The organism is Brevibacillus centrosporus (genome assembly GCF_003710815.1).
GTDB classification, from domain to species: Bacteria; Bacillota; Bacilli; order Brevibacillales; family Brevibacillaceae; genus Brevibacillus; species Brevibacillus centrosporus.
Genome location: NZ_RHHP01000015.1, coordinates 257157 through 282382 on the forward strand (window position 1 = coordinate 257157; position 25226 = coordinate 282382).

The window sequence follows — 25226 nt, forward strand, 5'->3', positions numbered from 1 at the left end:
AAGAGAAGCGTACAGGTTTTCGTATCAGAGGGATACGGGATCTGTACGCTTCTCTTTATTTAGGAGACAAACCATCATGACTCAGAGGAGATAGGAGCATACATCATGGCGCGCTCCAACGTTACTAGATTCTTTTGCGTGATCTCAGCGCGTCGTGGGATGGCAGGGAATGGCTCGTCAAACAAGCGCTTTGGCAATACCAGCTCAGAGTGAGGCTGCCAGCGCTCTGCCCAGGCAGCGGGTAGTGGTCCGTCAGACAATGGCTGGTCTGTCATCTCGCTCCACAGCAAGGTCCAGGCGCGAGGGACGACCCGCCAAATATCATAGCCTCCGCCGCCAACCGCAATCCATTTCCCCCCGCACAGCTCATGGGCGAGCTGGTGCGCCAATCGAGGGATCGCCTGATAGATTTTCATGGAACAGGACAGATGGGTGAGCGGGTCAAACGCATGGGCATCACAGCCGTTTTGGGTCAATATGACGTCGGGCTTGAAGCCGTGTGCAAGCTTGGTCACCAGCTCCTGATAAATCGCGAGATACGAGTCGTCTTCCGTAAAAGCATCAAGCGGAACGTTGACGGAATACCCGTAACCGCTTCCATCGCCACGCTCGGTCAAATTGCCGGTGCCAGGAAACAAGTACTTTCCGGTTTCGTGCATGGAGACGGTCAGTACATTCGGATCGTCGTAAAAGGCCCATTGGACGCCATCCCCGTGATGGGCATCTGTGTCGATGTACAGGACGCGTGCGTTCCACGTTTTGCGTATGTAGGCAATGGCGACAGAGCAGTCGTTGTAAATGCAAAAGCCAGATGCCCGACCCCGAAAAGCGTGATGAAGTCCGCCTGCCGGATTGAAAGCATGCTCGGCTTGACCGTTCATAACGAGGTCTACGGCATTCAAGGTCCCTCCGGCGATCAGGGAGGCGGATTCGTGCATATTCGCGAAGCAGGGGACATCCTCGGTACCCAGCCCGTAGCTGGCAGCGAGAGGAAGCTCCGTATCGCTATGGCCTTGATCGCGAACAAACTGGATGTAGCGGGAATCGTGTCCCAGCTCCAGCTCTTCATCCGTAGCGAAGCGGGGAGGAACGATGTCCGATTCGTCCAGGAGGCCGTACATGCTCATCAAGTCATGCGTGAGCAGCAAGCGCCGTTGGTTGAAAGGATGCTCGTCATGGAAGTAGTAGTTTGTATAATCTGGCGAGTAGATGAGGCGGGAGTTGCGACTCAAAGAAGGCTCCCTCCTTCTTTTGGCCAGACGACGGTGAAGCCTTTGTCGGTCAGCTGCTGGATCAGAGGGCGTGGGTCGATGGTCTGTGCGCGGAAGACCAGGTTTTTTTGTGGTGGGTTCTGAGCTGGATAGACCAAGACACTGCAAATGTTGACATGCGCATCCCGGAAAACCTGGCTGACTTCGGCAAGAGCGCCGACACGATCATCGACCTGCACCTCGATATGAGAGCTTGGCCGGTTGACACCAAACAGTTCAATCAGACTGGAAAACAAATCGGATTCGGTAATCATCCCGACGAGCCGTTCGTTCTCGACAATCGGGAGAGATCCGATTTTATGCTCATAGACTTGGGCTGCTGCATCCTCGATAAAGTCGAGTGGATGAGCTGTGATGACTTGCTTGCTCATGATGTCCGAGACGTGTTTTTGCAGAATCATGTCGTCATCTTCGTGGGTCAGCAGATGAGAGGGGAGAGCATCGCGCAAATCACGGTCCGAGACGAGCCCTACCAGCCGCTCTTCTTCTAGTACGGGCAAATGCCTGATCCGATTGGTACGGAGCAACAGGAGTGCTTCCCCGATAGAAGTGGAAGGACTGACCGTGATGACCTTTTTCCGCATAATATCCTCAATACGCATGAGAGAAGCCTCCTTTTTTCTCCGAGAGGGTGTCGATGGCTCTAATAAAGAAAGCGATTTTGAAAACGCATCCCATCAAAAGCTTCGACTGATTCAGGGGGAACGCGCTTGCCGATTCTGGCCATCAGGCAGTTGGCAGGATGCGAGCAGATTTCCGGATCATCAGTCGCCATCCATACCATGCCGACACTTCCCATGACCTTTTCCATCACCTTCCGATACTGCCACACATCCAGGCCAGTCCCTTTCAAGTCCCAGTGCCAGTAATACTCAGTCGTAATGATAATGTAGTCCTCCATGGCGTCATCAGCAAAGGAGACCTCCAACAGCTTTTTCGCTACGCCGCCTGCTCGGATCAAGTGGCTGATCTCAATGGCCCCCAGCTCCAGAAGATCGGGCAGCTTCGCTTGTGACCAGCGCTCGAGCGGGTCTGGATGGAGAAACGTCACATATCCAAGAACGAGATCGTCTTCGCGGGCGACAATGATGCGGCCCTCAGGAAGATCCGCAATTTCAATCAGAGCCTGGTGCTGCTGCTCGGGAATACGAAAAGCTATTAAGCCATCATCGAAGCGGTAGGAGGCGAGCTCACTTCCCGAAATAGGGCCTTCAATCAACAGTTCTCTTCCGTTCACAATCGTCTTTAGCGAGTGGTAACGCTTGACGTGTTCCATCAGATCCCTCCTCGTGCTTGTAGAAAAAGAGAGATGGCACATAAGACCATCTCTGCTTCTTCTTTTACGTTATTCGGAGCCACTGGCAGTTACATTGTTGGAATGTGACGATTCTCCGTAACTATTCACGGCTGTGATGTAGTAGCTTCCATTTTTCACATCGGTGGTATGGGTATAGCTTGTGCCAGATACGGTATCGATGAGCAGGAAACCGCTTGTTGCATCCGGCTTGAAGTAGATGTTGTACGCAATGACTTGCTCAGCTGACGCATTTGCTTTCCACTGCAGCTTCACTCCGCTTCCCGCAGAATGCAGGGACAGCGACTTCGGTGTCGACGGGGGATTCGTGCTGCTTCCGCCGTCTCCAGGAGAAGTTGGGTTTTGGCCATCGTTTGGTACAGTCGTCCCTGGAGTGCCAGGTTCATTCGAATTACTTGGGATATCTGTATTGCCCGTTTCTGTATTCGGGTCTGGGAGCTGCCAGGTATGTGTCGAAGAACCGCTCGTGGCAATCGCTGACGGCTGTGATTCCTGACCTGTGACATCAACAGCTGTCACATAATAGCCGACGTCGCCCAATGCCGCTCCTGTATCGGTAAAGGTCAATACAGATGGATCCTTGACGGTGCCAATTCGGGTAAAGCCATTTTGACTGTCAGCCCGATAGATGCGATAGCCGAGGAGATCTGCTTCCTTAGCTGACTGCCAGTTGAGCACATTCTGTTGCCCGCTGCTGCTTGCAGCCACGCCAGTTGGTGACTGCGGAATGCCAGAGACATCGGTGCGTGGATCTTCCAGGTCCGGAAGTCGCTTTTCCCAGTCAGGCGGGTGAATGGCCACCTTTTTATTTTTCGCCTGAATCTGCTCTTTGGTCGCGAGCGGGTCAGGTGAGCGATAGAAGATACCCTCTGTGACAAAGTCATCCGGTGTGCCTTCCTTCGCGAGGTAGCGCTCATCATTATAGGTGACGATCCGCGCTTTTTGATGCGAGTCGTCGATCTTGGTAGGAACGAAGCGACGGTTGAACAAGTCGGTGATGACGTGACCGGCTTCTTTGGAAAGCTCGCTTGGCAAAAGCCCTGATTTCGAGTCTACGGTCGCGCTGACGATCCCTTCCGGCTTCTTGAACGTGTCAGTCGGAGGAGAGAGGTTCGGCTGTTTCTCAATGATCTCCTTCATGACTTTACCCCAGACGACCATCGGGACATACTTGTCGGCGTCCGGCATCGGGTACGGCTCATCAAAGCCTACCCAAACGCCCATGGACAGCTGCGGCGTGTAGCCAACAAACCACAAGTCGTTGCTGCTGTTGGTCGTACCGGTTTTGCCTGCGACGTCTACTTTTTTCGGAACGTATTTGCGGATGTGTGTACCAGTACCGGCATTGACAACATCGCGCATCATATCGGTGATCAGATAAGCGGTTTGTTCGCTGTACACTTGAACGGGCTGCGACTCATGCTTGTAAATGACCTTGCCCGTGCTGTCCTCAACGGAGTCGATGAGATAAGCGTCCACGAAGGAGCCATGGTTGGCGAAGGTGGCGTAGGCATTTGTCATTTCCTCAACGGTCGTTCCGTATGTAAGTCCACCGATTACCCCTGTAGAGGCGTAATTATCCGCATCCACCAGCGTGGTGATTCCCGTCTTTTTCACATACTCGAGTGCGGTCGGAATGCCTACTTTGAGATAGGTTTTGATGGCTGGAATGTTCCAGGACATCCGCAAGGCTTCCCGTGCACTCATGATTCCTTGCCATTTGTTGTTCCAGTTCATCGGCAGGTGAGTACCGTTCTGACCGTCTGCCAGCAAAACTGGTGAATCGTCGAGCGGGGAAGCAGGCTGCAGAATGCCCAGCTCAAAGGCAGGAGCGTAGGCTGCGAGCGGCTTCATCGACGACCCCGGCTGACGAGGTACGGTGGCATGGTTGGTTTGTTCCACTTTAAAGTCGCGCCCACCGATCATGCCGAGAATTGCCCCCGTCTTGTTGTGGATAAGCATTGCGCCGACTTCTTCCAAAGCATTCTCGATTTTTTCTGTTTTGCCGTTCGAGCGGCGGATCGTATACGAACGGTTTTTTCCGAAATTTTTCGGGTCGTTCGCGACGGCCTGCATGGTCGCGTACACGTTCTTATCGATTGTCGTATGAATTTTGTACCCATTGCGGAGAATATCGCGGTGCTTCTCTTCTACGAGCTGGCGATACTCATTGCGGCCAACAGTGTTTTTGTCTCTGCCTTTTTCCTTCAGGTCAGCATCGACCAGCTGACGGGCTGCCCTGTCCTCGATTTCCATCATGAGGAAAGGAACTTCTCGATAAGCTTGCTCCGTTGGCTTGGCAAGCGCGGTTTTGAGATCCGCTTTGCTCGCTCCATCGTACTGAGTCTGAGTGATGTATCCATTCTCCAGCATCCGATCGAGAACCATCTTTTGGCGTTCTTTTCCGCGCTCATAGCCCTCGGCTGCAAACGGGGTATAGGCGCCTGGGTTTTGAATCATCCCTGCCAAGTAGGAGCTTTCGCTGAGGTTCAGTTCCTTGACATCCTTGCCAAAAATCCCTTTTGCGGCTGCTTGTACACCATAAACGTTGGAACCGTTCGCATTTTTCCCAAAGTAGATCTCATTCATGTAAGCTTCCAAAATCTGATCTTTGGAAAACATGCGCTCGATCCGCAAGGCGCTAAAAATCTCCTTGGCTTTGCGGGAATGGCTTACTTCCGCCGTAAGAATCGTATTTTTGACGAGCTGCTGGGTGATCGTACTGCCTCCAGTTACCACGGGCTGATTGGTAAAATCCTGAATGGCACCGCGGATGGTGGATTGCAGAACTACCCCTTTGTGATGATAAAAGTTTTTGTCTTCCGTTGCGATGATTGCGTTGATCAAATAGGGAGAAACGTCTGCTTTTTTCACCAATCGCCTGTCGCCTTCTTCTGCTCGGAGCTGTCCGATCAAAGAGCCGTCATTGTAATAGGCAAATCCAGTCAGATAGTTCGTGAAAATCTTCTTTTCGAGTTCCTCCTTGTTGCGCACAGGCTCGTCTTTCACCAATGCGGCTACATAACCGGTCACGATTCCTCCTGCAACGACGCCTCCCATTACTCCCAGTAAAAACAGCAGCTGAATGGCAATCCAGATCATTCGGCCGCGGCTTCTTCGGCGTTTTTTCTTCGTCGGTTCAGAGGAAGAATTGTGGCTGTTCGACATAGTCTATGACCCCCTAGCATACATCCTGATTATACCATAGGAGGAACCGGGAGGATAGAAGCTGAGACGACAAGAGGGAGGTCAGAAACCGTCGGAAAAAGGAAAAAAAGAGGGGATCTGCTCAGCAGCGTCAACTACTGGGCAGGCACCCTCTTTTACTGTAGAAGTACCATTATCCAACTGTTCGAGCTTTATACCTTCTGTGAGATCGGGAACCAGCCGGGTGTATGGAGGATAGCATGCCAGAGTGGATCTGGAATGTCCAAGCGGGCCTGATCGTTTTTATCAATCTCCACCTGAATGTCGGCTTCTTGCCCATTCTGCACCTTTTCGACCCACTCAGGCTCGATGATCAGCTCGCGGCCAAGAGCGAGCAGCGGGACACCTGTTTCAAAAGCTTGGAGGGCTTCGTCCGCTGTACGGATGGAGCCAACTCCCATGACGGGAACGCGACCTGCGACTTGCTTTTGAATAAGCTCAAGTCGCGTTTCCGAGCGAGTTCCTTCCGCGCTGCGCGGCGTGGACCAGAAATTCATCAATGATACGTGCAGATAATCAAGCTCCTTTTGAGCGAGTGCGTCTGTGAGAAAGAGCGTATCTGCCATCGTGATTCCTGGTGTTTCCGCCTCTTCCGGTGAAAAGCGGTATCCGATCAGGAAAGGCTGTTTTGCGTGCGCGGCGACGACACGTTTGACCTCGTCCACAACGGCGAGCGGGAAGCGCATACGCTTTTCCAAGCTTCCACCCCAGTGGTCATTGCGTCGGTTGGAGTGGGGGGAGAAAAATTGCTGGACCAGATAGCCGTTGGCACCGTGAATCTCGACGCCATCATAGCCTGCTTCAATGGCACGGCGTGTCGTTTCCCCAAAAGCCTTGATGATGTCCTGGATTTCCGCATCTGTTAGCTCGGAAGGGACAGGGGCACCCTGCTGCTCTGCGGCTACTGCACTTGCGCTTACCGTTTTTCCATGGGGGACGAGCTCAGGGGGACTCATCCGACCTGCATGAAAAATTTGCAGCACTGCTTTGGCTCCCTGCTCCTTGATTGCTGTAGCCAGGGAACGCAGGCTTGGGATCATTTCGTCGCGGTCTCCGGCAAATTCGCCTGGAAATCCCTTGCCATTTGCGGTGACGTACGTGCAAGCGGTAATGACCATGCCGACGCCCCTCGAACGGCGGGCATAGTAAGTGAGCTCACCTTTGGAGACGGTGTCATCCGGATTGCCGGAGTAGGTAGTCATGGGGGCCATGACCAAACGATTTTTCACTTCTACACCACTGCGGAAGCGAAATGTATCGAAGAATGGCTGGTATTTTGGATTCATGTGCTGCTCTCCCTCATTTCTGCGTGAGAATACATACAAATGATGCCCCTAACATTCTTCCCTATTTGACAGGGGAAGTACGTCCCTATTTAGCGAGAGGACGGTTAGCAGCAGCGTCGATGCTTTACAATTATAGGGAGAGCACTAACTGTGGTCAAGGTAATAACTTTTCGAAAGTGCAAGATGGGAACGAGCGACTTCGCTCGCCGATGAGGAGAGGGCTTTCGCGCCTAGCCTTGCCGAAATAAAAAAAGAGTAGGCCGACGAGCGGCGCTACTCTTTTTTTCAAGTCGATTAACGGCTGTAGAACTCAACGATCAGAACTTCGTTGATTTCAGCTGGCATTTCTTCACGGTCAGGCAGACGAGTGAAGGTACCTTCAGCAGCAGCATCGTTGAAAGTTACATAGTTAGGCAGGAAGTTGCGGCCTTCCAGGGAGTTCTTGATGATTTCCAGACCACGGGATTTCTCGCGGATGGAGATCACATCACCTGGTTGAACACGGTAAGATGGGATGTTCACTTTTTTGCCGTTTACCAGGAAGTGACCATGGTTTACCAACTGACGAGCAGCTGGGCGAGTTGGAGCGTAGCCCATACGGTATACCAGGTTGTCCAGGCGGGATTCCAGCAATTTCATGAAGTTTTCACCCACTACGCCAGCCATTTTGCTCGCGTGGTCGAAAGTGCGGCGGAATTGTTTTTCGTTCAAGCCAAACATGTGGCGCAGTTTTTGTTTTTCTTGCAACTGAATTCCATACTCGCTCAGTTTACGACGGTTGTTGTGACCGTGTTGACCTGGAGGGAAGTTGCGTTTGATGTCTTTTCCTGTACCATCGAGGGAAATACCCAGACGACGGGCCAGTTTGTGACGAGGTCCTGTGTAACGTGACATGTTTTCATTCTCCTTTAATATGGATTCGCAGGTGTTTACTTCCGACAGGTTAGTTCCTACTTTATCTACACGAACTTCGGACGGTAGCGTTTCCGCATCGTGCTCCTCACAGGTAGTTCAGCCGCTGCCTGAAAGGGAGGGAACTAAGAGGGTACATCCTTCCGTTTTTACCTGCAATCAATGCTACCCTGTACACATACATTCAATAATACAAGGATCGGCAGAGTGAAGTCAAGGGAAAAGAAAGGCGCCACCCTAGTGTGGATGGCGCCACGCCTCCTACTCTTTGACTTGCTCGATGGCCGTGAAACCATCCTGCTCTTCCCCGCGTTTTTCGAGGAAACGGGTGAAGGACACAGCTGCATCGGCACGGGAGACCTTCGCTTGTGGCTTAAAGGTTTGCTTGTCGGTCGTCATGATGCCCAAAGTCGTAGCGATCACGATCGAGCCGCGATGCTTGGTACCTGCGATATCCGTCAGGCTGGACTGGAACATGTTGGAGTAGTCCGCCAGCTTGCTGTACCCAAGCGCACGTACGATCATGTCAGCCAGCTCTTCGCGATTGATCGGTTGATCCGGATTGAGCGTGGCCCCATTTTTCACGAGCAGACCGCGATCGACAGCCGCCTCGACGGCAGAGAAGTAGCGGGATCCGTTTGCCACATCGCTGTAAGTGGCCTTGCGATCGGATGCATAAGTCGGATAGAAGCGTCCATTGTTTAAGCTGATCATCAGCATCTCAATCATCTCGCCGCGGGTGATCTGTTTTTGCGGCATGATTTTACCGTCGACGAGGGAGAGAGCATCATATTCATACATCAGCATCAATTCTTTTTCGGCAGGGTCTCCCTTCAGGTCAGAAGGTGCCGGACGGTGAAGGCTGATGACTTTTCCAGAGGATTGGGAGCGCCATTCTCCTGTGACAGCATCGAAAAAGTATGGCTGTTCAAACGGCGTAGCGGTCGCTCGGTAGACCAATTTGGCCGTTCTCTTTGGCATGTAGGAAGGCAGCGATTGCATTTTCAGGTTGTCTTCCTTGCTCAAAGGCGTCAGGACGTAGACCGCTTCGGTTTCTACTTCCTTCTGCCAGGCAGCGACGGCTTCCTCCTCGCTCAAATGCTTGGGCAGCTTGGATGGATACGTTTCGCTGCCAAACTCAGTGTAATAGGAGAGAAGCTCGCCCGTTGTGGTATCGAAAGTCTGAGAAGAGGAGCCAGAAGCTGCTGCGACGCCGTTTAGATAGCGTTGGAACGACACGGTGTATCGGTCGCCATCATTTTGCCATGATTCTTCCTGAGAGCGGTCCTGCCAATACAGCTGATTCGCGGCGGTCGGGGACCATTTGCGAATATTTTCCGCTGCTTTTTCTTTGAGACTGTCTGTTTCGATTTTCTTGGTGGAAGAAGTGTCCTTATCCTTTAATGGGCGGATGTCTTTGTTAAAGGCGTAAATATCGCCAGTCTGAGCATCGATGGATACGTAGGCATAGCCGCCGTTGCGATTGTCTTTTTCCCCATACTCCAGGTTCCAGACCGGACGATTGCCGCGGTAGTCCTTTTCGCTGTAATTGGCAGAGCGCAGCTCGTATTTGTCCAGATCAAAGGTGCTCGCCGCAAACTTGACCGCGTCATCCTGAGAAAGGGTTTTGCCCGTATGACGCGCAGGCAAAGGCTTGCTGCTGACAGGTGTCGGCTCCTTGACTTTATCGAGAGGCGTCAGCGAGAACAGAGTCATGGCCTCACCAGTCGAAGCATCGATGTAAAACGAGAACGGGTTTTGATAAGCCAAGATCGGTTTGTTGCGATCCACTCCCTCCTTTTCCCAAGCCATGAGGTAGGAGAGGCGGGCCTGCGCCTGAGCGTGCATTTCCTTTTCGGCTTCTTCCTGCGAGATGGCTTTGGCAGGCTTTTCAAAGGTGACGTCGTTCCACATGAGGGAATAGCCCACTACCGTTCCTGCGCCATTGACAATGATGTCCACGCTGTTGTCAGGAAAGAGAACGCCATCTACGACCCGGACAAATCGGAAGCTATAGTTAATGTCCGAGTTCAGCGGAGTCTTTGGTGTCGGCATGTCGCGTGTGTACAAGCGAGTCTGTTCGGCTTTGCCAGAATTGTACTTGGACAGGAAGCTCTCTGCCTGCTTGCGCGCATCGTCATAAGAGATTCGCTTGGCGTATGGGAGGTTGGAAGCTCCTCGATCATAGCGAGAGTAGGCAGTCACTTCGCCTGTATTGGCATGGATGCTAACTGTATATGAGAGCAGGATTTCCTCGCTGTTCGCTACCTTTTTCACCCAACTGAAGGACCACTCTGGAAAGGGCCGCCAGGAATCGGCAGAGCGAAACGAAACTTGATCGAGCGCAAGGCCGCTTGTAGGTACCAGCTTCTGCGCCAGAGTCACGGCATCTTCTTTTGAGAGCTTTACTTTGCTGGCAGCAGCGAGCATCGCGCTGTTTGGCTGAGCAGGTATCGGGAGCGCCTGGCTGGAAGCAGCCAATGGCGTTTGCGCATGGACCGGAAGCACTGGCAATACCAGACTGGCAGTTAATAGAAAGGAGCTCGAGCGGACGAGCCAAGTTTTCATGGGTAATCCCTCCAACGGTGTCAGTATTTTCACATACCACTCTGACGAGCAAAAGAGTATCGTCGTTTCACGATCAGAAAGAAAAAAGAAGAAAGGCAGGCTGAACCGTTATCGAGGAAAGGAAATTGGTAAATTTGTCCCAAATGTTTTTTTATCAATCTAGAATTGCGTATAAGCTTCTTATATAATATAAAGTACTATTCTAAGAATCTTTGCAAAAGGAGATTTTCGTTTTGGAAACCATCCTATACCTCATCCGCCACGGAGAAACAGAGTGGAATCAGATCAGGCGCATACAAGGTCATAGCGATATCGACTTGAATGAGCTTGGATTACGTCAGGCAGAGCAGGTAGCCCGTCGCTTTCAGGGAGAGATCATTCACGCCGTTTACTCGAGCGATTTGAGCAGGGCGCGTGTCACAGCATCGAGAATCGCGGAGCAATCAGGCTCGTCCATCTCTACACGGATGACGCTGCGGGAACGGTGCTACGGCGAGTGGGAGGGATTAACCTACGAAGAAATCCGTGCCCGTTTTGAAGCACAAGATGAAGCGGCATGCGGAATCGAGACGTTTGAAGACATGCAGAGTCGCGCTGTGACGGCTTTGACGGAAGTAGCCTCGAACCATCCGGGCGAATCGGTCGTGGTCGTATCACACGGCGGACTTATCAACAGCTTTTTGCACTACGTGACAGCAGGCGAACAGGGAACGGGGATTACGCGGATCGACAATACGGGAATCACGATGTTCCGGTATGTAGACGGTCGGTGGGAAGTTTTGCAGGTGAATAATACAGACCATTTGGAAATTTGAGAAAATGCTGAGAGAGGGAGTATCTCGTGTCAAGTAAAATGTTGGGGAAGTTAGAGACGGTCTTTTCCTACACGGCCCATTTTATTCTTCAATCATGGCCGGAAAAGCGCCCAGGCATCCTTTTCTTGACAGATTCCGGGGGCCGTGTGATCAACTTCATGGAGATGCAAGTAGGCCAATCCGGGGACCTCGGGGGACTTGACCTGATGCTACACTCTGTACCTTCCGGGAATGTACGGGAGTTGATCGAAAAGACAGCAAGCACCAGGGAAATTACCGTAGAAACTTGGGAGGGGGACCCAAAGCTTTATGGGGCAATACCTCTGCGTGAGTACGACGGTCGTATTCGCGCCGTCATCGGGATCGTGACTTCCCAAGCGGAGTTTGATTTGGACCTCTTCGCCTACATGCGAGGACTAGAGCCGATGATACGGATGGGCTATGATGCGTACATCCAGCATGCGACCAGTCAAATCGTGATGGATCTCAATCTTCACGACAGCACACGCGATCTGCTGGAGTGCTTGATCAGTCAGATTAGCGAGATCATCCAAAAGGGGTACTGCTCGGCAGTGAAGCTCTCGGAGAACGGCCAGTGCATAACGCATGAGTGCATGACGACACAGCCTGCTGAGTATGGGACAAGCCAGATCAGCCAGATTCTCCTGCGTTTTGGTCAGGATGCATTGACACCTTCCGTGCTGGATGGCAATCGGATCATCGTTGTTCCCATCAGTCACAACTACACACCGCTGTACGCATTAATCCTGCATTTGCCACAGGAGGAAGCGGACGTTTTCTATGATGAAAGGGACGTCGCCTTTCTGCAGGAAGTGTGTGAAAAGGCGAGCAGTGCGCTGTGGAGAGCCATTTCATCTGACGATCTGAGGCGAGAAGCGGGAAAGAAGGATCTGCTGTATCAGCTGATGTCCAAGATACAGGCGTCTATTGATGTGAACGATGTTCTGCATGAGATCGTAACGAGCATTCCCAGCTTGTATCCGCAGCTGTCCGTCGAGCTCTTCCTCACAGTCGAGCCGAACGCGACCACTCCAGTCAAGCAGCTGTCTTTTCAAGAGACAGAGCCTACAACCAGTACGAGGGCATATCTGGAAGGTCGTCTGATTGTAGAAAAGCGGGAGGAGGACGAGCAGCCGGTCACCGTCATAGCAGCGCCTTTGCTAGGAAAACAGGGCATCTATGGCGTGCTGCAGGTTACGTCCGATCAGCGGGTGTCGCTTAGTCAGCATGAAACCGACTACATCGCAATCTTGGCGGATACGGCAGGAACTGCTTTTGAAAACGCGCAGCTGTACCAGCAATCCCGCAATTTGATCCGCGAGCTTCGGCTGATCAATGAGATGGCGAGACAGCTGAATCGCAGCCTTGATTTGAAAGAAATTTTGGATTTTGTCACCACGATGATGGGCGCTACCTTTGATGCGGAATTTTGCGCCATCCTGAGCAAAGTACCCGGTGAGGAGCGCTTCGACGTTCTGTCCAGCTCGCAGCCGGAGTACACAGGCAAGACCGTGCTGGCAAATGAAAAACCGTTTCAGGAAATTTTGCAGAACAAACAGGCGCTTCTGCTCGCCCAGCCAGGAGCAGGGCCGCTGCCCTTTTCCCTCTTGCCTTGTGGCTCGTTGATGGGGGTTCCGTTGATCGTCGAAGGCGAAATCAGCGGCGTGTTGCTTGTTTCGGATTCACGCTATCATTTTTTTAGTTTTGATGATTACAAGCTGCTTGAAATTTTCGGCCAACACGCCAGCCTCGCCATGACAAACGCTGTTTTGCATAACGAAATGGAACGAATGGTCATCACGGACAATTTAACGGGTTTGTACACCCGCAGGCATCTGAACGAAAGAGTCCGGACATCGCTGGAGAAAGATCCCTATGGCTCTTTGATCCTGATCGATATTGATTATTTTAAAACGGTGAATGATACGTTTGGGCATCAGGTAGGGGACGAGGTATTGATTCAGGTTTCCAATCTCATTCGCCACAGCATTCGGGACAGCGACATTGCCGCGCGCTGGGGAGGCGAGGAGCTGGCCGTTTACTTGCCGCGCGTGGACAAGTCTACCGCACATGGTGTCGCAGAGAGAATCAGACATTGTGTGGAGCAGGAGACGTCACCGCGAGTCACCATTTCGTGTGGTCTTGCGAAATGGAATAAAGACTTAGGGCTGGATTTAAGTGTCGAATCGCTCTTCCATCAGGCAGATATTGCGTTATACGAAGCAAAAAATTCGGGTAGAAACCAAGTTGTGTTAGCATAGAGCCTAGCGATGGCTCTTTTCTTTTTTCAGAAGAAACGGGCAAAAAACGAAGAGGTTTCCGGAGGGATAAAGATGACTTCACGAGAGCAGTACGTGCGAGCGCAAGAAGTGGCGCCAGATGTATTTCGGCTGGAGCTGCCAACCCCATTTAAAGTAGGGCCGGTCAACGTCTATCTCGTAAAAGGGGAAAAGCTGACTTTAGTGGATGTTGGCCCGCTTACGGAGGAGGCATGGCAGGCTTTACAAACGGGATTGGATTCGATTGGGATCAGCGTGGAGCAGATCGAACAGGTCGTGCTCACACATCATCACGTGGACCATTGTGGACTGCTGGAGCGGGTCAGACAGGTATCCAAAGCGCAGACACTGGCACATCCGCTAGCTGCACCGTACATAGAGCTGGATAAAGAGTTCATCGATTTTCATGATCGTTTTTTTACGGATCTGTACAAACAGAGTGGGGTTCCCCAGGAAAAGATGTTTATCATCGAGCGGTTCCACAAGCTCATGGAGACATTTTCCCAGACGAGCAAGATTGATATGCTGTTGAAGCACGAGCAGATGGTGCCGAATCTGTCGCAGTGGCAAGTCCTCTACACACCTGGTCATAGCCAGAGTCACCTGTCCTTGTACCGAGCATCCGACCGCATCATGATCGGGGGCGATCACATCATCCAAAAGATATCCTCGAATGCTTTTATCGAGCCCCCACGCGACCGTAGCCGTGTACGCCCATTGACATTGGTTCAGTACCGGACTGCACTGGAGATGTGCGCAGACATGGATATTGAAATGGTGCTGTCCGGGCATGGTGAGCCAGTCCGGGATCACCGTGAGCTGATTCTCGCAAGACTGCGGAAAAACTGGGAGCGGACAGATGCACTCCGGAAGATGCTGAAAGACGGAGAAAAGACAGCGTACGAGCTGACGGCGATGCTCTTTCCTACCTTGTATGAAAAGGAATTGCCGCTGACGCTATCGGAAACCTTGGGTCATATCGATCTGCTGATGATCCTGCACCAGGTAGATGTGCGGGAGCAGGACGGCGTTCTTTATTATTCGGTCTAAGAATAACCTTTTTCTGCCCTGGAGACGCTATGGTGGAGGCTTGCCAGAGTAGCGTGAAGGAGGGGCAGTAATGCGCAAAGGTTGGACGATTTGTCTCTTGACCCTTTTATGTACGTCCATGACCGGCTGCAATCAAATGGGCGTAAAGCAAAACCCAAGTTCGGCTTTTGATCAGGTGCGCGATCATTTCTCCGCACAGGATTCCTACGCTTTTTATGGTCGTACCAAGCTGCTGACGGAAAACAGCGCGAATGCCAACGTGGTCAACTTTTCAGGCCGAAAAGATAAAGACGCCGTGTACATGAATGTGAAGCTGTCGATGCCGGATGAAAAGAGAGTGGACAGTCTTAGCCTGCTGCATCAAGGAGACAAGCTGTACGCCAAGCAAGGAAGCGATGCAGCGTGGAAAAATGTCGCCCATACACAGGCGGCGTATCAGCAGGAGATGGACAACTGGGACCCTGCCTCCTGCTTTTCGCAGATGGCTGATATGCAAAAGAACATACGCCAGCTGCCCGACGAAGATCCAAATGATGATGTCGAAGCGATACGGGTCACGCTGGACTCTGCCAAGCTGAAAAACTGGCTGGTCACCCAGATGAATGAACAGACGCAAGGCACTCAGACTGCCGGCTCCCACATCCAGTCTGCTGCTGCACACAAGCCCAGGCTGAAGCTGGCTATGGCTTTATCGGATGGATCGTGGAAGAAGAGTGCGACGGGGCAAAAGGGTCCGCGAATCCAGTCGGAGTCAAACCCTGCGCCAAACGTAAGGGAAATTGTTGACCAGATGGATGTCAATGCCGATTATACTGTCTACTACAATCGAACCAGCATGCTCCCCACAACGATCACGATGTCTATCCGCTCTCAATACGACGTGAACGGACAACGAGTCAATGAACATTCCCAGGTGGAAACCTACCTGCAAAATTACGGGCGAGTCAAGCCACTGCCGACTCCGACCGAGAGTCAATCCTCCAGGTAATACGATACGTCCAAGAAGCGGTCTTTCTCTAGTAGGAGGAGGCCGCTTCTTGCGTGAGCAGGGAGGAGCGAGTCAGATGCATCTGCAGCGGATAATGATCGGAAGGACCGACAGCAGGGGCTGCGGCATCCATGTAGGTTAAATCCGGTGAATGCAGGATCCGGTCAATTTCTCTTGGGACGACAGGATGCTTGAGCGTGCGCAGTCCGAGATTTTCCTCGTAAAGCGGATCTTTATAAAAGGCTCGCAAGGAATCGAGCGATGGGTCGCCAGGAAGCATGTTGAAATCCCCAAGCAGCAGGCTGGTTTTGTACGATTGTTCGTGCAAATAAGCGAGCAAGGATTCCGTTTGTTCGCTATGTTCTGACTTTTTGACGCCTAAGTGAGTGACCAGGACGTGCAGCGGTTCTCCGTCCCAGTTGACCGTCACATCCAGAAGGCTGCGCGGCTCCCATTGGGAAGGCAGGGCAACCATGTCGGCTTGCTGGATCGGATATTTGCTGAGCAGGGCATTTCCATATTGACCGATGACGAAATCGATCGAGGGGCCGTAAGCGTAGTTCATGTTCATGCCCGCGGCAATGGTGGCGAGCTGATTGACAAAGCCGGAGCGCGGCAAACGTACGTCTACCTCCTGCAAAGCAATAAGATCGGCATGGAGGGGCTCTAAGGCAGAAATGATGAGTGCGGGGTCTGCGGTTCCATCGTCCGTACGGCAGCCGCGAATGTTGTACGTAACGACTGACAGCGTATGTTCGTAATCACTCATAGTCGGAGCTGCAGAGGCAGGCAGGTTGTGAACGAGCGTACCCCCTGACGGAAAAGCAAAGAATGTAAGGCATAGGGTGAGTGACAGCCATTTTTTGCGCATGGGACCTCCTTTGCTGACAAGACCGACTTTATGAGGTTTTTTTTATCATAGCTTGTCTACATGCAGGAGGAATACTGGAAAAGTTTGTCGAACTAACAAACGAGACTATCTTTTTACGTCGAAACCTCTGTAAAATAGATGAGATGCCTGACTGGCCTTGGTGATGAACCAATAGCAGGAGGGAACAAGGCAATGGATCAGACGAAAATGCGCATCCTGTCTGCAGCGGCCAAGCTGTTCGACATACATGGCTACAAAGGTACTTCCGTTCGCCATATTGCCGAGGAGGCACAGGTAAACTCCGCGCTGATTTCCTACCATTTTCAAGGAAAGCAAGGCGTGCTGGAAACCTTGATCGCCTCTTATTTTGATACGTTGTTTCGCCGTATAGAGGAGCAGGAGACCGAGTGTAAAGAAATCCCTCTCTTTGAGCGGCTGGAAAAGGTCGTAGCTCTCTATGTAAGCTTTCAATGCGAACATGCGCCAATCACCCGTTTGATTCAACGTGAGCTGAGTGTCGAGTCGATGCTGGCAAGAGAAGTACTCACTCTGTACATCAGCCGCTGGAAGCATGGCTTGTCTCGAGTCATCGAGCAGGGCATGGCAACTGGTGATTTTCTACCCATATCATCGGACCGCGTCGTCTTGGCCGTGATCAGTCAAATGACGTACCCATTTTTGCAGGCTCAAATGGTTCGCCAGGTTTATGATCTGGAACCGTACTCCGAGGAGTTCGCCTTATGGCTGCAAGCCTCCATCATGCGCTATCTTCGAGCATGCTTGCTTCCCACATAAGCAGTACCCTCTCCCATGAATAAAGACGCTAAGGGGTTGTATAACAAGTGAAACGATCATTATTCATGCTCTGTCTGGCAGGCATGTTGCTATATGCGAATCCGGCTTTTGCGACGCCGTTTCCTGACAAAACGGATGAAGTCGTCCAAGACGCGGATAACTATTTGAAAAAGGAAGACCGAACGAAATTTGCAGAAGAGCTAAAGGAAAGCCCGGGAAGCTACAAGGTCGTCGTAGTAGAAAGCACGTCTCCGGAAGCGGAGTCTCCCGATGTTTACGCGCAAAAGCTCTTTGACAACTACAATTTGGCAGAGGATGCCTTGATGCTCGTCTTGGACATGGATACGGAGCAGCTTGGCGTTTACGCGGGACCAGCCTTGCAAACAAAAGGCGCGAACATGGAGATGCTTCACGACAAAATCAACTCCTACTTCGAGCCTTTTCGTAACCAGAAGCAGTATTTAACCGGGATTCAAACCCTCATCGACGAGGTCAACACAGAGATGGATCGACTGCAGACGAACCAAGCAGCAGCGGGGACAGCTGATGCAGGTCAAGCGGGCGAGGAAGCCAAAGAGAAGGCAGACTCTGGACTCGGCGGTATTCCTTGGTGGATCTACCTGATCGGAGTCGTTTTTGCTGGTCTGTCTATCGCGCTGATTTACGCGATGATTCGCCGGCGCGCGATTTTCGCTCAAGTAGATGAAGTGGAAGACTGGAAGGAAGAGCTGGTCGAAAAAATCAATGTGATCGAAGTGGATAAGCCAATGCGCCGCTCTAGTGGTATGACGGAGGTGCGCTACCATCACATCGCGGATAAAAAGGAAAACCTGCTGCGCATCCGCATCCCTGATGTGGAAATGATGATCCTCGATGCCGAGGAAGCGTGTGACCGCTTCCGCTTTACTCTGGCGCTCGGCATGCTGGACGAAGCGAGAGAGGCAATCACCCAGATTGAGCAGGAACTGGCAGACCTGAAGACGGATACGACGCAGGTCGCGGTAACCAAGCAGGAAACGAAGGTCGTCATCCCAGAAATCGGCAAGCAGGTGGAGCAGGTCGAAAGAAAACTGTCTGACTTGCGTCTGGAATACGGGCTCTCGTTCCATGAGTTAAAAGGGAAGCTGGATGAAATCGAAACAATGCGCAGTCTGGTAAAAACTTCACGGGCTGCAGGTGATGATATTCAAGCGTACGAAACGACGCTAAAAGCACAGCAGCTGCTCGAGAGCGTAACGAAAGCGATGGAGCAGATCCCGGCTCTGGTGAATCGTGTCAAAAAAGAGCTGCCGGAAGAGTTTAAGCAGCTGGAAGAGGGAATCGATCAGGCTGTGCGCGGCGGGTTTCAGCTAGAACAAAACGGGCTGGACAATTCACTGATGCAGGCGAAGCAGCTCCTGACTGCAGCGAAAAGCGCGCTGGAGGAAGGCAGTCTGGAAATGGTTCAGACACATCAAAAGGCATTTGAAGTTTTGATGGATGCTACGTATCAGAGCTTGGAAGAGCTGGTGTTGGCACAGCGAGAGGCTGCGTCTGCAGCTGCTTTGGCCAAGCAGGCTTCCCAGGTGAGCGAGACGAAACCGGTACATGTTGAACCAGCAACAGTGGAGCGGGTAACAGTGGAAGAGGTTTTTGCTCACCAAGATCAAGCTGCGGGTAGCAAGTATGCGTTTTCCCAAGTAAAAGCTGATCAAATGCAAGAGCTTGCACAGGACCGGGCATCCTATCAAGAGCAAGTAGAAGAGGAGCCGGTCTATCAGTATAAACGTGCCGAGCCTGCTGGCGTGGCAGCTTACGATTACGAAAAAGACATGGTAGAGGACGAAGAGATAGAGCCAGTAACAGAGCTGAGCAAGGCAGAGCGGGAAGTCCTGCTGAACGCGAAAGCCATCCCGTTTCCGAATGCTCCTCGTCAAGCTGCCCCTCCTGCCCAGCAGCGAGTAGAACCCGATGACGTGGACGAAGAAGAATACGAATTAGTGATTCCAAAGCGCCAGCCGGAGTGGGAAGAGTCCAAACAGGAAGCCGAACCTGCCCATCTGCTCATTGAGACCGAAGACGATGCACTGGACGAGCTGGAACGGATTTCGGGAACACTGGTCCGCGTTCGTCAGCAGATCAAAAGAAGCTATCTGCCGGGCATCCCTGATCATTTGAAATACTTGTTTGAAGAAGTGGTTCAAACGCTGGCTCAAATTAAAGGAATCATGGAGGAATACCGCTACGATCTGGAGGAAGTCGCTATCCTAATCACGGACGCCAACGAATTGGTGGCCGAGACGGAGCGAATGGCAGAGCGGGTCATCTCCACCTGCCAGCTGGCGGAAGGGGCCATCCAATATACGAACCGCTATCGCAGACAAAATCGCCAGGTAAACGATTTGCTGACGAAGGCGGAGCAGTCGTTTAGACAGCTGGCGTTTGCGGAAGCCTATCAATTGGCAGAAGAAGCGCGCCTCGTAGTCGAAGGGGCACCAGAGGAAGCAGAGACGCGCTGGCTCTTGCGACGTAAGAAGAAAGGGTGATCCATCCTTGAGTTTTCCTCTGTTTCTTCTTCTGATTGGCGTGATTGTGATGATCCAGCCTAGAACGAAACGATGGCAGTCTCGCATGGAAGCCCATTTCAAGGGGAATGAAAAACGGGTCAAGCAGCGGGCCAATACGTTTTACCTGCTTGGCTTCGCGTTTCTGATGGCGGGCTTTGCCTATTTATATCAAGCTGTAGCTTCCTCGTAAAAGAGAGAGACACCCGATGCAAAGGCAGCGGGTGTTTTTTTAACGTATAGGAATTTATAAGCGCTACGGTTATGAATTCCGGAGCGCATGAATGCCTACCGCTAAAACGCGGTCGCCCCTCCTTGAGACGGCCTCGATAGAGGTTTTCTTACAGGCTATCTTTTATGCAGCTATGAATGTTTGCCATATACAAACATTCATTCCATAATAAAGGGAATCATTTAGCTGGGAACTCGAAAACAGAAGAGGAGTGTTCCTTGATGACAAGCAGCAGATTGAATCCGAAGGTTGATGAGTTTTTAAGCAAGTCTAAAAAGTGGCGGGAAGAATTTGAGAAGCTGCGAAATATCGTGCTGGATTGTGAGCTGACCGAAGAGTTTAAGTGGATGCATCCTTGTTACACGCTTGAGGGCAAAAATATCGTTTTAATACATGGATTTAAAGAATACTGCGCGCTGCTGTTTCACAAGGGTGCCTTGCTCAAGGACCCTCAGGGGATTCTCATCCAGCAAACAGAGAATGTACAAGCTGCGCGCCAGATTCGTTTCACGGATATTCATCAAATCGTGGAACAGGAAGCTATCGTAAAAGCGTATATCATGGAAGCGATCGAAGTTGAAAAAGCAGGTTTGGAAGTGAGCTTGAAAAAGAACGAAGACTATACCGTTCCGGAAGAGCTTCAGAACAAATTTGAAGAAATGCCTGCCTTGAAAGCGGCTTTTGAAGAATTGACACCCGGACGTCAAAGAGCTTACCTGCTTCATTTTTCACAACCCAAGCAAGCCAAAACGAGAGAGGCAAGAGTGGAAAAGTACATGCAGCAAATTCTCGATGGGAAGGGATTAAACGATTAGCAGATTGCAGAGGGAAGTCGAACAAACCGAACATACCGCTCATTCCTGTGAGTGGTTTTTCTTGTGGCTGAATATGAAAAAGAGCAAGTCTGGGTACAAAAAAAGAAACGGCGCTCACCGAGGCGCCGCTTCATAATAGGGAAGATAAAGGGAGTAAAGGTGTGATAACCAGCATCTTACAACTAGGGGGGAGTAAGATGCTGATCACTCTTTTCCAAAAAGAGTTACCCATTCAATAGATTCCCCGAACGCGCTGACCTTAAACCTGATTTGCAGAATAATTTTCCAGTGCGGCTTGAGCACTATGTGTGCCTGCTACATAGCCGGAGGAAAAGGCGATCGTAATATTGTAACCGCCAGTATGAGCGTGGACATCCATGACTTCGCCGGAGAAGTATAGGCCCTCCACACATTTGGACTGCATGGTTCTCGGATCGATTTCTTTTACACTGACGCCTCCTCCTGTGATGAAGGCCTCCTGCAGGGAGAGCGTGCCTGTGATGGTCAAAGGGAAGGCTTTGATCAATTTCGCGAATGCTGCCCACTCCTGTTTGCGCATATGGCTGAGCGTTGTCTCTTCCGTAATGGAGGAGAGTGATAGCAAGATCGGAATAATCCGTTCCGGCAGGTAGCCTTTCAGAACATTTTTTACAGCTTTTTTGGGCTGTTCCTCCAAAAGGCCCCAGCTTTCCGTCTCAATTTCCTCGACGCTCTTGGTCGGCATCAGATCCAGTGTCAAAGACAGGGGAACGGACCCGTGCTTACGCTGTGTGATGGAGACATAATGCCCCATGCGCAGGGAAGCAGGCCCAGACAGACCTTGATGGGTAAAAATCATGTCGCCTTCCTGCGTGTTCACTTTCTTGCCGTTTGGCGCGTACAACGTCATTTCTACATCCCGCAAGGACAGGCCCTGTAGGGATTTATCGCGAATGAACGAATCATTGGCAACGAGCGGTACTTCGGTTGGGTACAGGTCGGTAATGGTATGCCCAGCGTCTTTGGCCCAAGCATAACCATCTCCCGTAGAACCGGTTTGCGGCACCGAACAGCCGCCAACGGCAATGATGACACAAGGAGCCAGCAGCTTTTCCCCCGATTGGAGCAGAATTCCTTCTGTTCGTCCATCTGTATACAGAACGTTATGGACAGGGCTGTTCAGCCGAATGGTGACTCCCTGTGCTTTAATCTTGTCGATCAAAGCTTGCGCGACAGTAACGGCTTTATCTGTTACCGGAAACATGCGGCCGCGGTCTTCTTCTTTTAAAGCAACGCCCAGCTCTTCAAAAAACTGAACGATATCCCGGTTGCTAAACTGGGCAAATGCGCTGTACATAAACCGTCCATTTCCAGGCATTTGCTTGATCAGCTCGTCCTGTTCCTTGGCATTGGTGACGTTGCAGCGGCCACCGCCGGAGATAATCAGTTTGCGCCCCAGCTTTCCGCCTTTTTCTACCAGACAGACACGCGCGCCTTGGCTGGAGGCAGCAACCGCAGCCATCAAACCGGAAGGGCCGCCGCCGATGATAATGACATCGAAATCGTATTCAGATCTATGCATAATTCGTTCTCGTCCTCTTTCCAATAGGGTAGATCAACACCCATTGTACCATAAGGTGGGACGAATCGCTTTTAAGCACGGGCGGTGGAATCCAGAATCGCCGGGAGCGGCCGTCTGTCGAGCACGTAGCGGACGATGTCCTGATCTGGATCGCGGAAGACGTACGTCACCGTATAGCCTTGCCCCATGTAAGACTGGAAGAGCTCACTCGTGAGCTTTCTCCAGCTGCGAGCTACGTCCATGTCACGGCGTTTGACCTCTTGAAAGTAAGCAGGCACAGGCAGCAGAAGGATCGGCTCTTGCAGATCGAAACGCTGCTCGATAGGTTTTGGGAGTCCGTCGACGATTTCATAGCTAAGCACTTCGGGAGCTCCCTCCACGAGATTCGGCTTTTCTCCTTTTTGGGCACGATGATTCTCTACCCGGTGGCTATCGAGAAACCATTCGATTAAGAAGCGATCCGTAGGAATCCCACGACTGAACTCATCGTCAAGATCGCCATAGCAGTTTGGCAAATACGTCCGAACGATGCCGCCAAGCTTGGCGATATTCAAAACCCCGTTGACCGTTTCTAGTGGATCGTACGTCCATGTGATCTTGGTGTGCCCCATCTCCATCGCTTCATCTCGCTGCAGCCATTTCATTTGCACGCCGAGACCTTGCTTGCGGTATTCCGGTAAAAATCCGAGCATGTGCGAGCAGAGATGAGGCTCTCCGTGAGAATTTCCTGGAAATGTGTACAGAAACCCGACCATTTTGTCTTCATCAAACGCTCCGATAAAAAGGCCGCCAAACTTGGCGATCGTAATGGTCATGTGGTAAGGAATGACCTCGGTCGTATTCCATACAGCACCCTCCAAGGCCTCGAGCTGCTGTAAGTCCTGTGGCTCTGTTAATTTGCGAAGTGTGATCGACATGCTTTTCCCTCCTTGACGATATGTATCTTACAAGCATTCGGGAAATGGAATGTCTTTTCCTGCCCATCGATCAGTTGCATCCCTGTTCGCCCTCGCAGATAATAGAGTACGTAGAAATTTTTGCTGTACAAAAGAGGAGGCACGACTGGAATGGAGAACGAGTTTTCGCTCGAGTTGTGGAAACGTCTGACGGAAGCACCTGGCGCACCCGGGTTTGAAGGCCCGGTACGCGATATCATGAAGGAATACATAAGTCAGTATACAAATGAATTGGTCTATGACAACCTGGGCAGCATGTTCGGCGTTATGCGTGGAGACGAAAACGGACCGCGGATCATGGTTGCAGGACACATGGATGAAGTGGGCTTCATGGTTACACGCATTTCCGAGAAAGGCTTTATTTCCTTCCAAACCTTAGGCGGATGGTGGGGACAGGTTCTGTTGGCACAGCGTGTGCAAATTATTACGGGCCAAGGTGTGATTCAAGGCGTCATCAGCTCGATCCCGCCGCATGTGCTGAGCGATGATCAGCGCAATCGCCCGATGGATGTCCGCAACATGTACGTCGATATCGGTGTAGATACACGAGAAGAAGCGGAGCGTTTGGGCATTCGTCCTGGCCAGCCGATTTTGCCGATCTGTCCATTCCAGGTGATGGCAAACCCGCGTCGCATCATGGCAAAGGCGTGGGACAACCGCTATGGCTGCAGTCTGGCAGTAGAGCTGGCAAAAGAGCTGCATGAGCGTCCTGGTCATCCGAATGTGGTTTATGTGGGAGCGACTGTTCAGGAAGAGCTGGCGGGTACACGCGGTGCCAAAACAGCAGCGGAATTGATTCAACCGGATCTGTTCCTGGCGCTGGATGCTAGCCCGGCAGGAGACATCCCTGGCGTGCGAGAGGAAGGCGGCAAATTGGGGAACGGTCTCTTGATGCGTATTTACGATCCGATGTACGTCATGCCGGTGGGGCTGCGAGAGCTGTTGATCGCGACCTGTGAAGAGGAAAAGATTCCATATCAGATCTACGTCGCCAAAGGGGGCACGGACGCAGGTGTCGTGCAAAACCACGGCAAAGGTGTTCCCTCTGCCGTAATCGGCATTCCGTCCCGCTATATTCACAGCCATGCTTCAATCATCGATACAGCGGATTACGAAGCGGCGAAGCGTCTCCTGTTCTCGATTATCCGTAAGCTGGATCGACAAACATGGGAGTCGATTCTGCCGCGATAACGATCGAGTGGAGGAAACACGATGAACACAGTCACTTTCTATACGAAGCGAATCAATCAGGCTACGTCCTTCGAGTTCAACGTATTCGACAACCAATTTGCGACTGAGAATCTGGCCGTGCGCAAAGTTTTGATGAGCATGCTTGAATCGGTTGCGCATCGCTTAAGTGATCTGGAGGTCGAGTACAACGACAGTATGCTAGCCGAGAAATTAGGCGGACGAAGGGCAGGGGAGCTTCTCCGGCTGCTCGGGGCAACCAAAGAAAATACGAGGGAAAACCTGAGCAACGGAGTGGTTGTCAGCCGCACCTTTCGCGCTCCGCTGACCGAAGAGCGCTACGACTACTTTTACAACCAGAGAGATATTGCAACACTTGCGCACTATCGCTTGCAAGAGGGGCTAGAGGACCGCATCGTCTTCTATTTTACTCGCTACCTGCAGTTGATCGCGCCGGATCAGGAGGCGTACGACAAGTTTTTGGCAAAGCTCGAGTCGTTTTCCTTGCCGTACAAGCTCGTTCCTATTGCATAACCCGATGAAAAGAAGCAAA

20 protein-coding genes are annotated in these 25226 nt (G+C 51.7%); 10 read left to right on the top strand and 10 right to left on the bottom strand.

The window, feature by feature from the left end; genetic code table 11:
* Nucleotides 1-74 precede the first annotated feature (74 nt).
* The 7 genes from EDM55_RS15265 to EDM55_RS15295 form a co-directional block, all read right to left on the bottom strand.
* Nucleotides 75-1232 carry an acetoin utilization protein AcuC gene (locus EDM55_RS15265; protein WP_122960674.1) on the bottom strand — a complete coding sequence of 386 codons (1158 nt, stop codon included), beginning with the start codon at nt 1230-1232 and terminating at the stop codon, nt 75-77.
* Nucleotides 1229-1873 (bottom strand): acetoin utilization AcuB family protein, encoded by a 645-nt coding sequence (locus EDM55_RS15270; protein WP_092268818.1) that lies wholly within the window; start codon nt 1871-1873, stop codon nt 1229-1231. The genes EDM55_RS15265 and EDM55_RS15270 overlap by 4 nt, the downstream gene beginning before the upstream one ends.
* A 41-nt stretch (nt 1874-1914) precedes the next feature.
* Complete coding sequence (locus tag EDM55_RS15275; RefSeq protein WP_092268820.1) at nt 1915-2547, bottom strand: N-acetyltransferase; 633 nt, start codon at nt 2545-2547, stop codon at nt 1915-1917.
* Nucleotides 2548-2616: 69 nt separating this feature from the next.
* Entirely contained in the window at nt 2617-5754 is a 3138-nt protein-coding gene (locus tag EDM55_RS15280) for a penicillin-binding protein 1A (protein ID WP_122960675.1), read from the bottom strand.
* 191 nt (nt 5755-5945) lie between these two features.
* Nucleotides 5946-7079, bottom strand: coding sequence for an NADH-dependent flavin oxidoreductase (locus tag EDM55_RS15285; protein ID WP_122960676.1), 1134 nt, complete (start codon nt 7077-7079; stop codon nt 5946-5948).
* Nucleotides 7080-7373: 294 nt separating this feature from the next.
* Entirely contained in the window at nt 7374-7973 is a 600-nt protein-coding gene (rpsD, locus tag EDM55_RS15290) for a 30S ribosomal protein S4 (protein WP_092268826.1), read from the bottom strand.
* 279 nt (nt 7974-8252) lie between these two features.
* Nucleotides 8253-10559 carry an S-layer homology domain-containing protein gene (locus EDM55_RS15295; RefSeq protein ID WP_122960677.1) on the bottom strand — a complete coding sequence of 769 codons (2307 nt, stop codon included), beginning with the start codon at nt 10557-10559 and terminating at the stop codon, nt 8253-8255.
* 233 nt (nt 10560-10792) lie between these two features.
* On the opposite strand from EDM55_RS15295, the gene EDM55_RS15300 reads away from it, so the two are divergent.
* The 4 genes from EDM55_RS15300 (at nt 10793) to EDM55_RS15315 (ending at nt 15712) form a co-directional block, all read left to right on the top strand.
* Complete coding sequence (locus EDM55_RS15300; protein ID WP_092268830.1) at nt 10793-11374, top strand: histidine phosphatase family protein; 582 nt, start codon at nt 10793-10795, stop codon at nt 11372-11374.
* Nucleotides 11375-11412: 38 nt separating this feature from the next.
* On the top strand, nt 11413-13656 hold the full coding sequence (locus EDM55_RS15305; RefSeq protein WP_122960678.1) for a sensor domain-containing diguanylate cyclase: 2244 nt from the start codon (nt 11413-11415) through the stop codon (nt 13654-13656).
* Nucleotides 13657-13728: 72 nt separating this feature from the next.
* Nucleotides 13729-14724 carry an MBL fold metallo-hydrolase gene (locus EDM55_RS15310; RefSeq protein WP_122960711.1) on the top strand — a complete coding sequence of 332 codons (996 nt, stop codon included), beginning with the start codon at nt 13729-13731 and terminating at the stop codon, nt 14722-14724.
* A 70-nt stretch (nt 14725-14794) separates the two neighbouring features.
* Nucleotides 14795-15712, top strand: a complete 918-nt coding sequence (locus tag EDM55_RS15315) for a hypothetical protein (protein WP_122960679.1) — start codon at nt 14795-14797, stop codon at nt 15710-15712.
* Between the two features lie 28 nt (nt 15713-15740).
* Here EDM55_RS15315 and EDM55_RS15320 read toward each other — a convergent pair whose 3' ends face one another.
* Nucleotides 15741-16583 carry an endonuclease/exonuclease/phosphatase family protein gene (locus EDM55_RS15320; RefSeq protein ID WP_122960680.1) on the bottom strand — a complete coding sequence of 281 codons (843 nt, stop codon included), beginning with the start codon at nt 16581-16583 and terminating at the stop codon, nt 15741-15743.
* A 192-nt stretch (nt 16584-16775) separates the two neighbouring features.
* On the opposite strand from EDM55_RS15320, the gene refZ reads away from it, so the two are divergent.
* The 4 genes from refZ (at nt 16776) to EDM55_RS15340 (ending at nt 20968) form a co-directional block, all read left to right on the top strand.
* Nucleotides 16776-17378: a forespore capture DNA-binding protein RefZ gene (gene refZ, locus EDM55_RS15325; RefSeq protein WP_092268840.1), complete on the top strand. Its 603-nt coding sequence runs from the start codon at nt 16776-16778 to the stop codon at nt 17376-17378.
* Nucleotides 17379-17425: 47 nt separating this feature from the next.
* Nucleotides 17426-19903 (top strand): septation ring formation regulator EzrA, encoded by a 2478-nt coding sequence (locus EDM55_RS15330; RefSeq protein WP_122960681.1) that lies wholly within the window; start codon nt 17426-17428, stop codon nt 19901-19903.
* 7 nt (nt 19904-19910) lie between these two features.
* On the top strand, nt 19911-20114 hold the full coding sequence (locus EDM55_RS15335) for a hypothetical protein (protein WP_092268844.1): 204 nt from the start codon (nt 19911-19913) through the stop codon (nt 20112-20114).
* A 260-nt stretch (nt 20115-20374) separates the two neighbouring features.
* Complete coding sequence (locus EDM55_RS15340; protein WP_092268846.1) at nt 20375-20968, top strand: YdeI/OmpD-associated family protein; 594 nt, start codon at nt 20375-20377, stop codon at nt 20966-20968.
* Nucleotides 20969-21227: 259 nt separating this feature from the next.
* Here the strand turns inward: EDM55_RS15340 and EDM55_RS15345 are convergent, their stop codons facing one another.
* Entirely contained in the window at nt 21228-22529 is a 1302-nt protein-coding gene (locus EDM55_RS15345; RefSeq protein WP_122960682.1) for a BaiN/RdsA family NAD(P)/FAD-dependent oxidoreductase, read from the bottom strand.
* Nucleotides 22530-22600: 71 nt separating this feature from the next.
* On the bottom strand, nt 22601-23446 hold the full coding sequence (locus tag EDM55_RS15350; RefSeq protein ID WP_122960683.1) for a GNAT family N-acetyltransferase: 846 nt from the start codon (nt 23444-23446) through the stop codon (nt 22601-22603).
* A 150-nt stretch (nt 23447-23596) separates the two neighbouring features.
* Here EDM55_RS15350 and EDM55_RS15355 point away from each other — a divergent pair, with 150 nt between their 5' ends.
* On the top strand, nt 23597-24676 hold the full coding sequence (locus EDM55_RS15355; protein WP_092268851.1) for a M42 family metallopeptidase: 1080 nt from the start codon (nt 23597-23599) through the stop codon (nt 24674-24676).
* Between the two features lie 21 nt (nt 24677-24697).
* Nucleotides 24698-25207: a hypothetical protein gene (locus EDM55_RS15360; RefSeq protein WP_122960684.1), complete on the top strand. Its 510-nt coding sequence runs from the start codon at nt 24698-24700 to the stop codon at nt 25205-25207.
* The last annotated feature ends 19 nt before the right edge of the window (nt 25208-25226 follow it).

Coding starts and splice junctions, on each gene's coding strand:
- EDM55_RS15350 (WP_122960683.1), bottom strand. CDS start 23,446: ATGTCGATCACACTTCGCAAATTAACAGAGCCACAGGACTTACAGCAG.
- EDM55_RS15340 (WP_092268846.1), top strand. CDS start 20,375: ATGACAAGCAGCAGATTGAATCCGAAGGTTGATGAGTTTTTAAGCAAG.
- EDM55_RS15310 (WP_122960711.1), top strand. CDS start 13,729: ATGACTTCACGAGAGCAGTACGTGCGAGCGCAAGAAGTGGCGCCAGAT.
- rpsD (WP_092268826.1), bottom strand. CDS start 7,973: ATGTCACGTTACACAGGACCTCGTCACAAACTGGCCCGTCGTCTGGGT.
- EDM55_RS15270 (WP_092268818.1), bottom strand. CDS start 1,873: ATGCGTATTGAGGATATTATGCGGAAAAAGGTCATCACGGTCAGTCCT.
- EDM55_RS15360 (WP_122960684.1), top strand. CDS start 24,698: ATGAACACAGTCACTTTCTATACGAAGCGAATCAATCAGGCTACGTCC.
- EDM55_RS15280 (WP_122960675.1), bottom strand. CDS start 5,754: ATGTCGAACAGCCACAATTCTTCCTCTGAACCGACGAAGAAAAAACGC.
- EDM55_RS15355 (WP_092268851.1), top strand. CDS start 23,597: ATGGAGAACGAGTTTTCGCTCGAGTTGTGGAAACGTCTGACGGAAGCA.
- EDM55_RS15285 (WP_122960676.1), bottom strand. CDS start 7,079: ATGAATCCAAAATACCAGCCATTCTTCGATACATTTCGCTTCCGCAGT.
- EDM55_RS15295 (WP_122960677.1), bottom strand. CDS start 10,559: ATGAAAACTTGGCTCGTCCGCTCGAGCTCCTTTCTATTAACTGCCAGT.
- EDM55_RS15275 (WP_092268820.1), bottom strand. CDS start 2,547: ATGGAACACGTCAAGCGTTACCACTCGCTAAAGACGATTGTGAACGGA.
- EDM55_RS15305 (WP_122960678.1), top strand. CDS start 11,413: ATGTTGGGGAAGTTAGAGACGGTCTTTTCCTACACGGCCCATTTTATT.
- EDM55_RS15315 (WP_122960679.1), top strand. CDS start 14,795: ATGCGCAAAGGTTGGACGATTTGTCTCTTGACCCTTTTATGTACGTCC.
- EDM55_RS15345 (WP_122960682.1), bottom strand. CDS start 22,529: ATGCATAGATCTGAATACGATTTCGATGTCATTATCATCGGCGGCGGC.
- refZ (WP_092268840.1), top strand. CDS start 16,776: ATGGATCAGACGAAAATGCGCATCCTGTCTGCAGCGGCCAAGCTGTTC.
- EDM55_RS15320 (WP_122960680.1), bottom strand. CDS start 16,583: ATGCGCAAAAAATGGCTGTCACTCACCCTATGCCTTACATTCTTTGCT.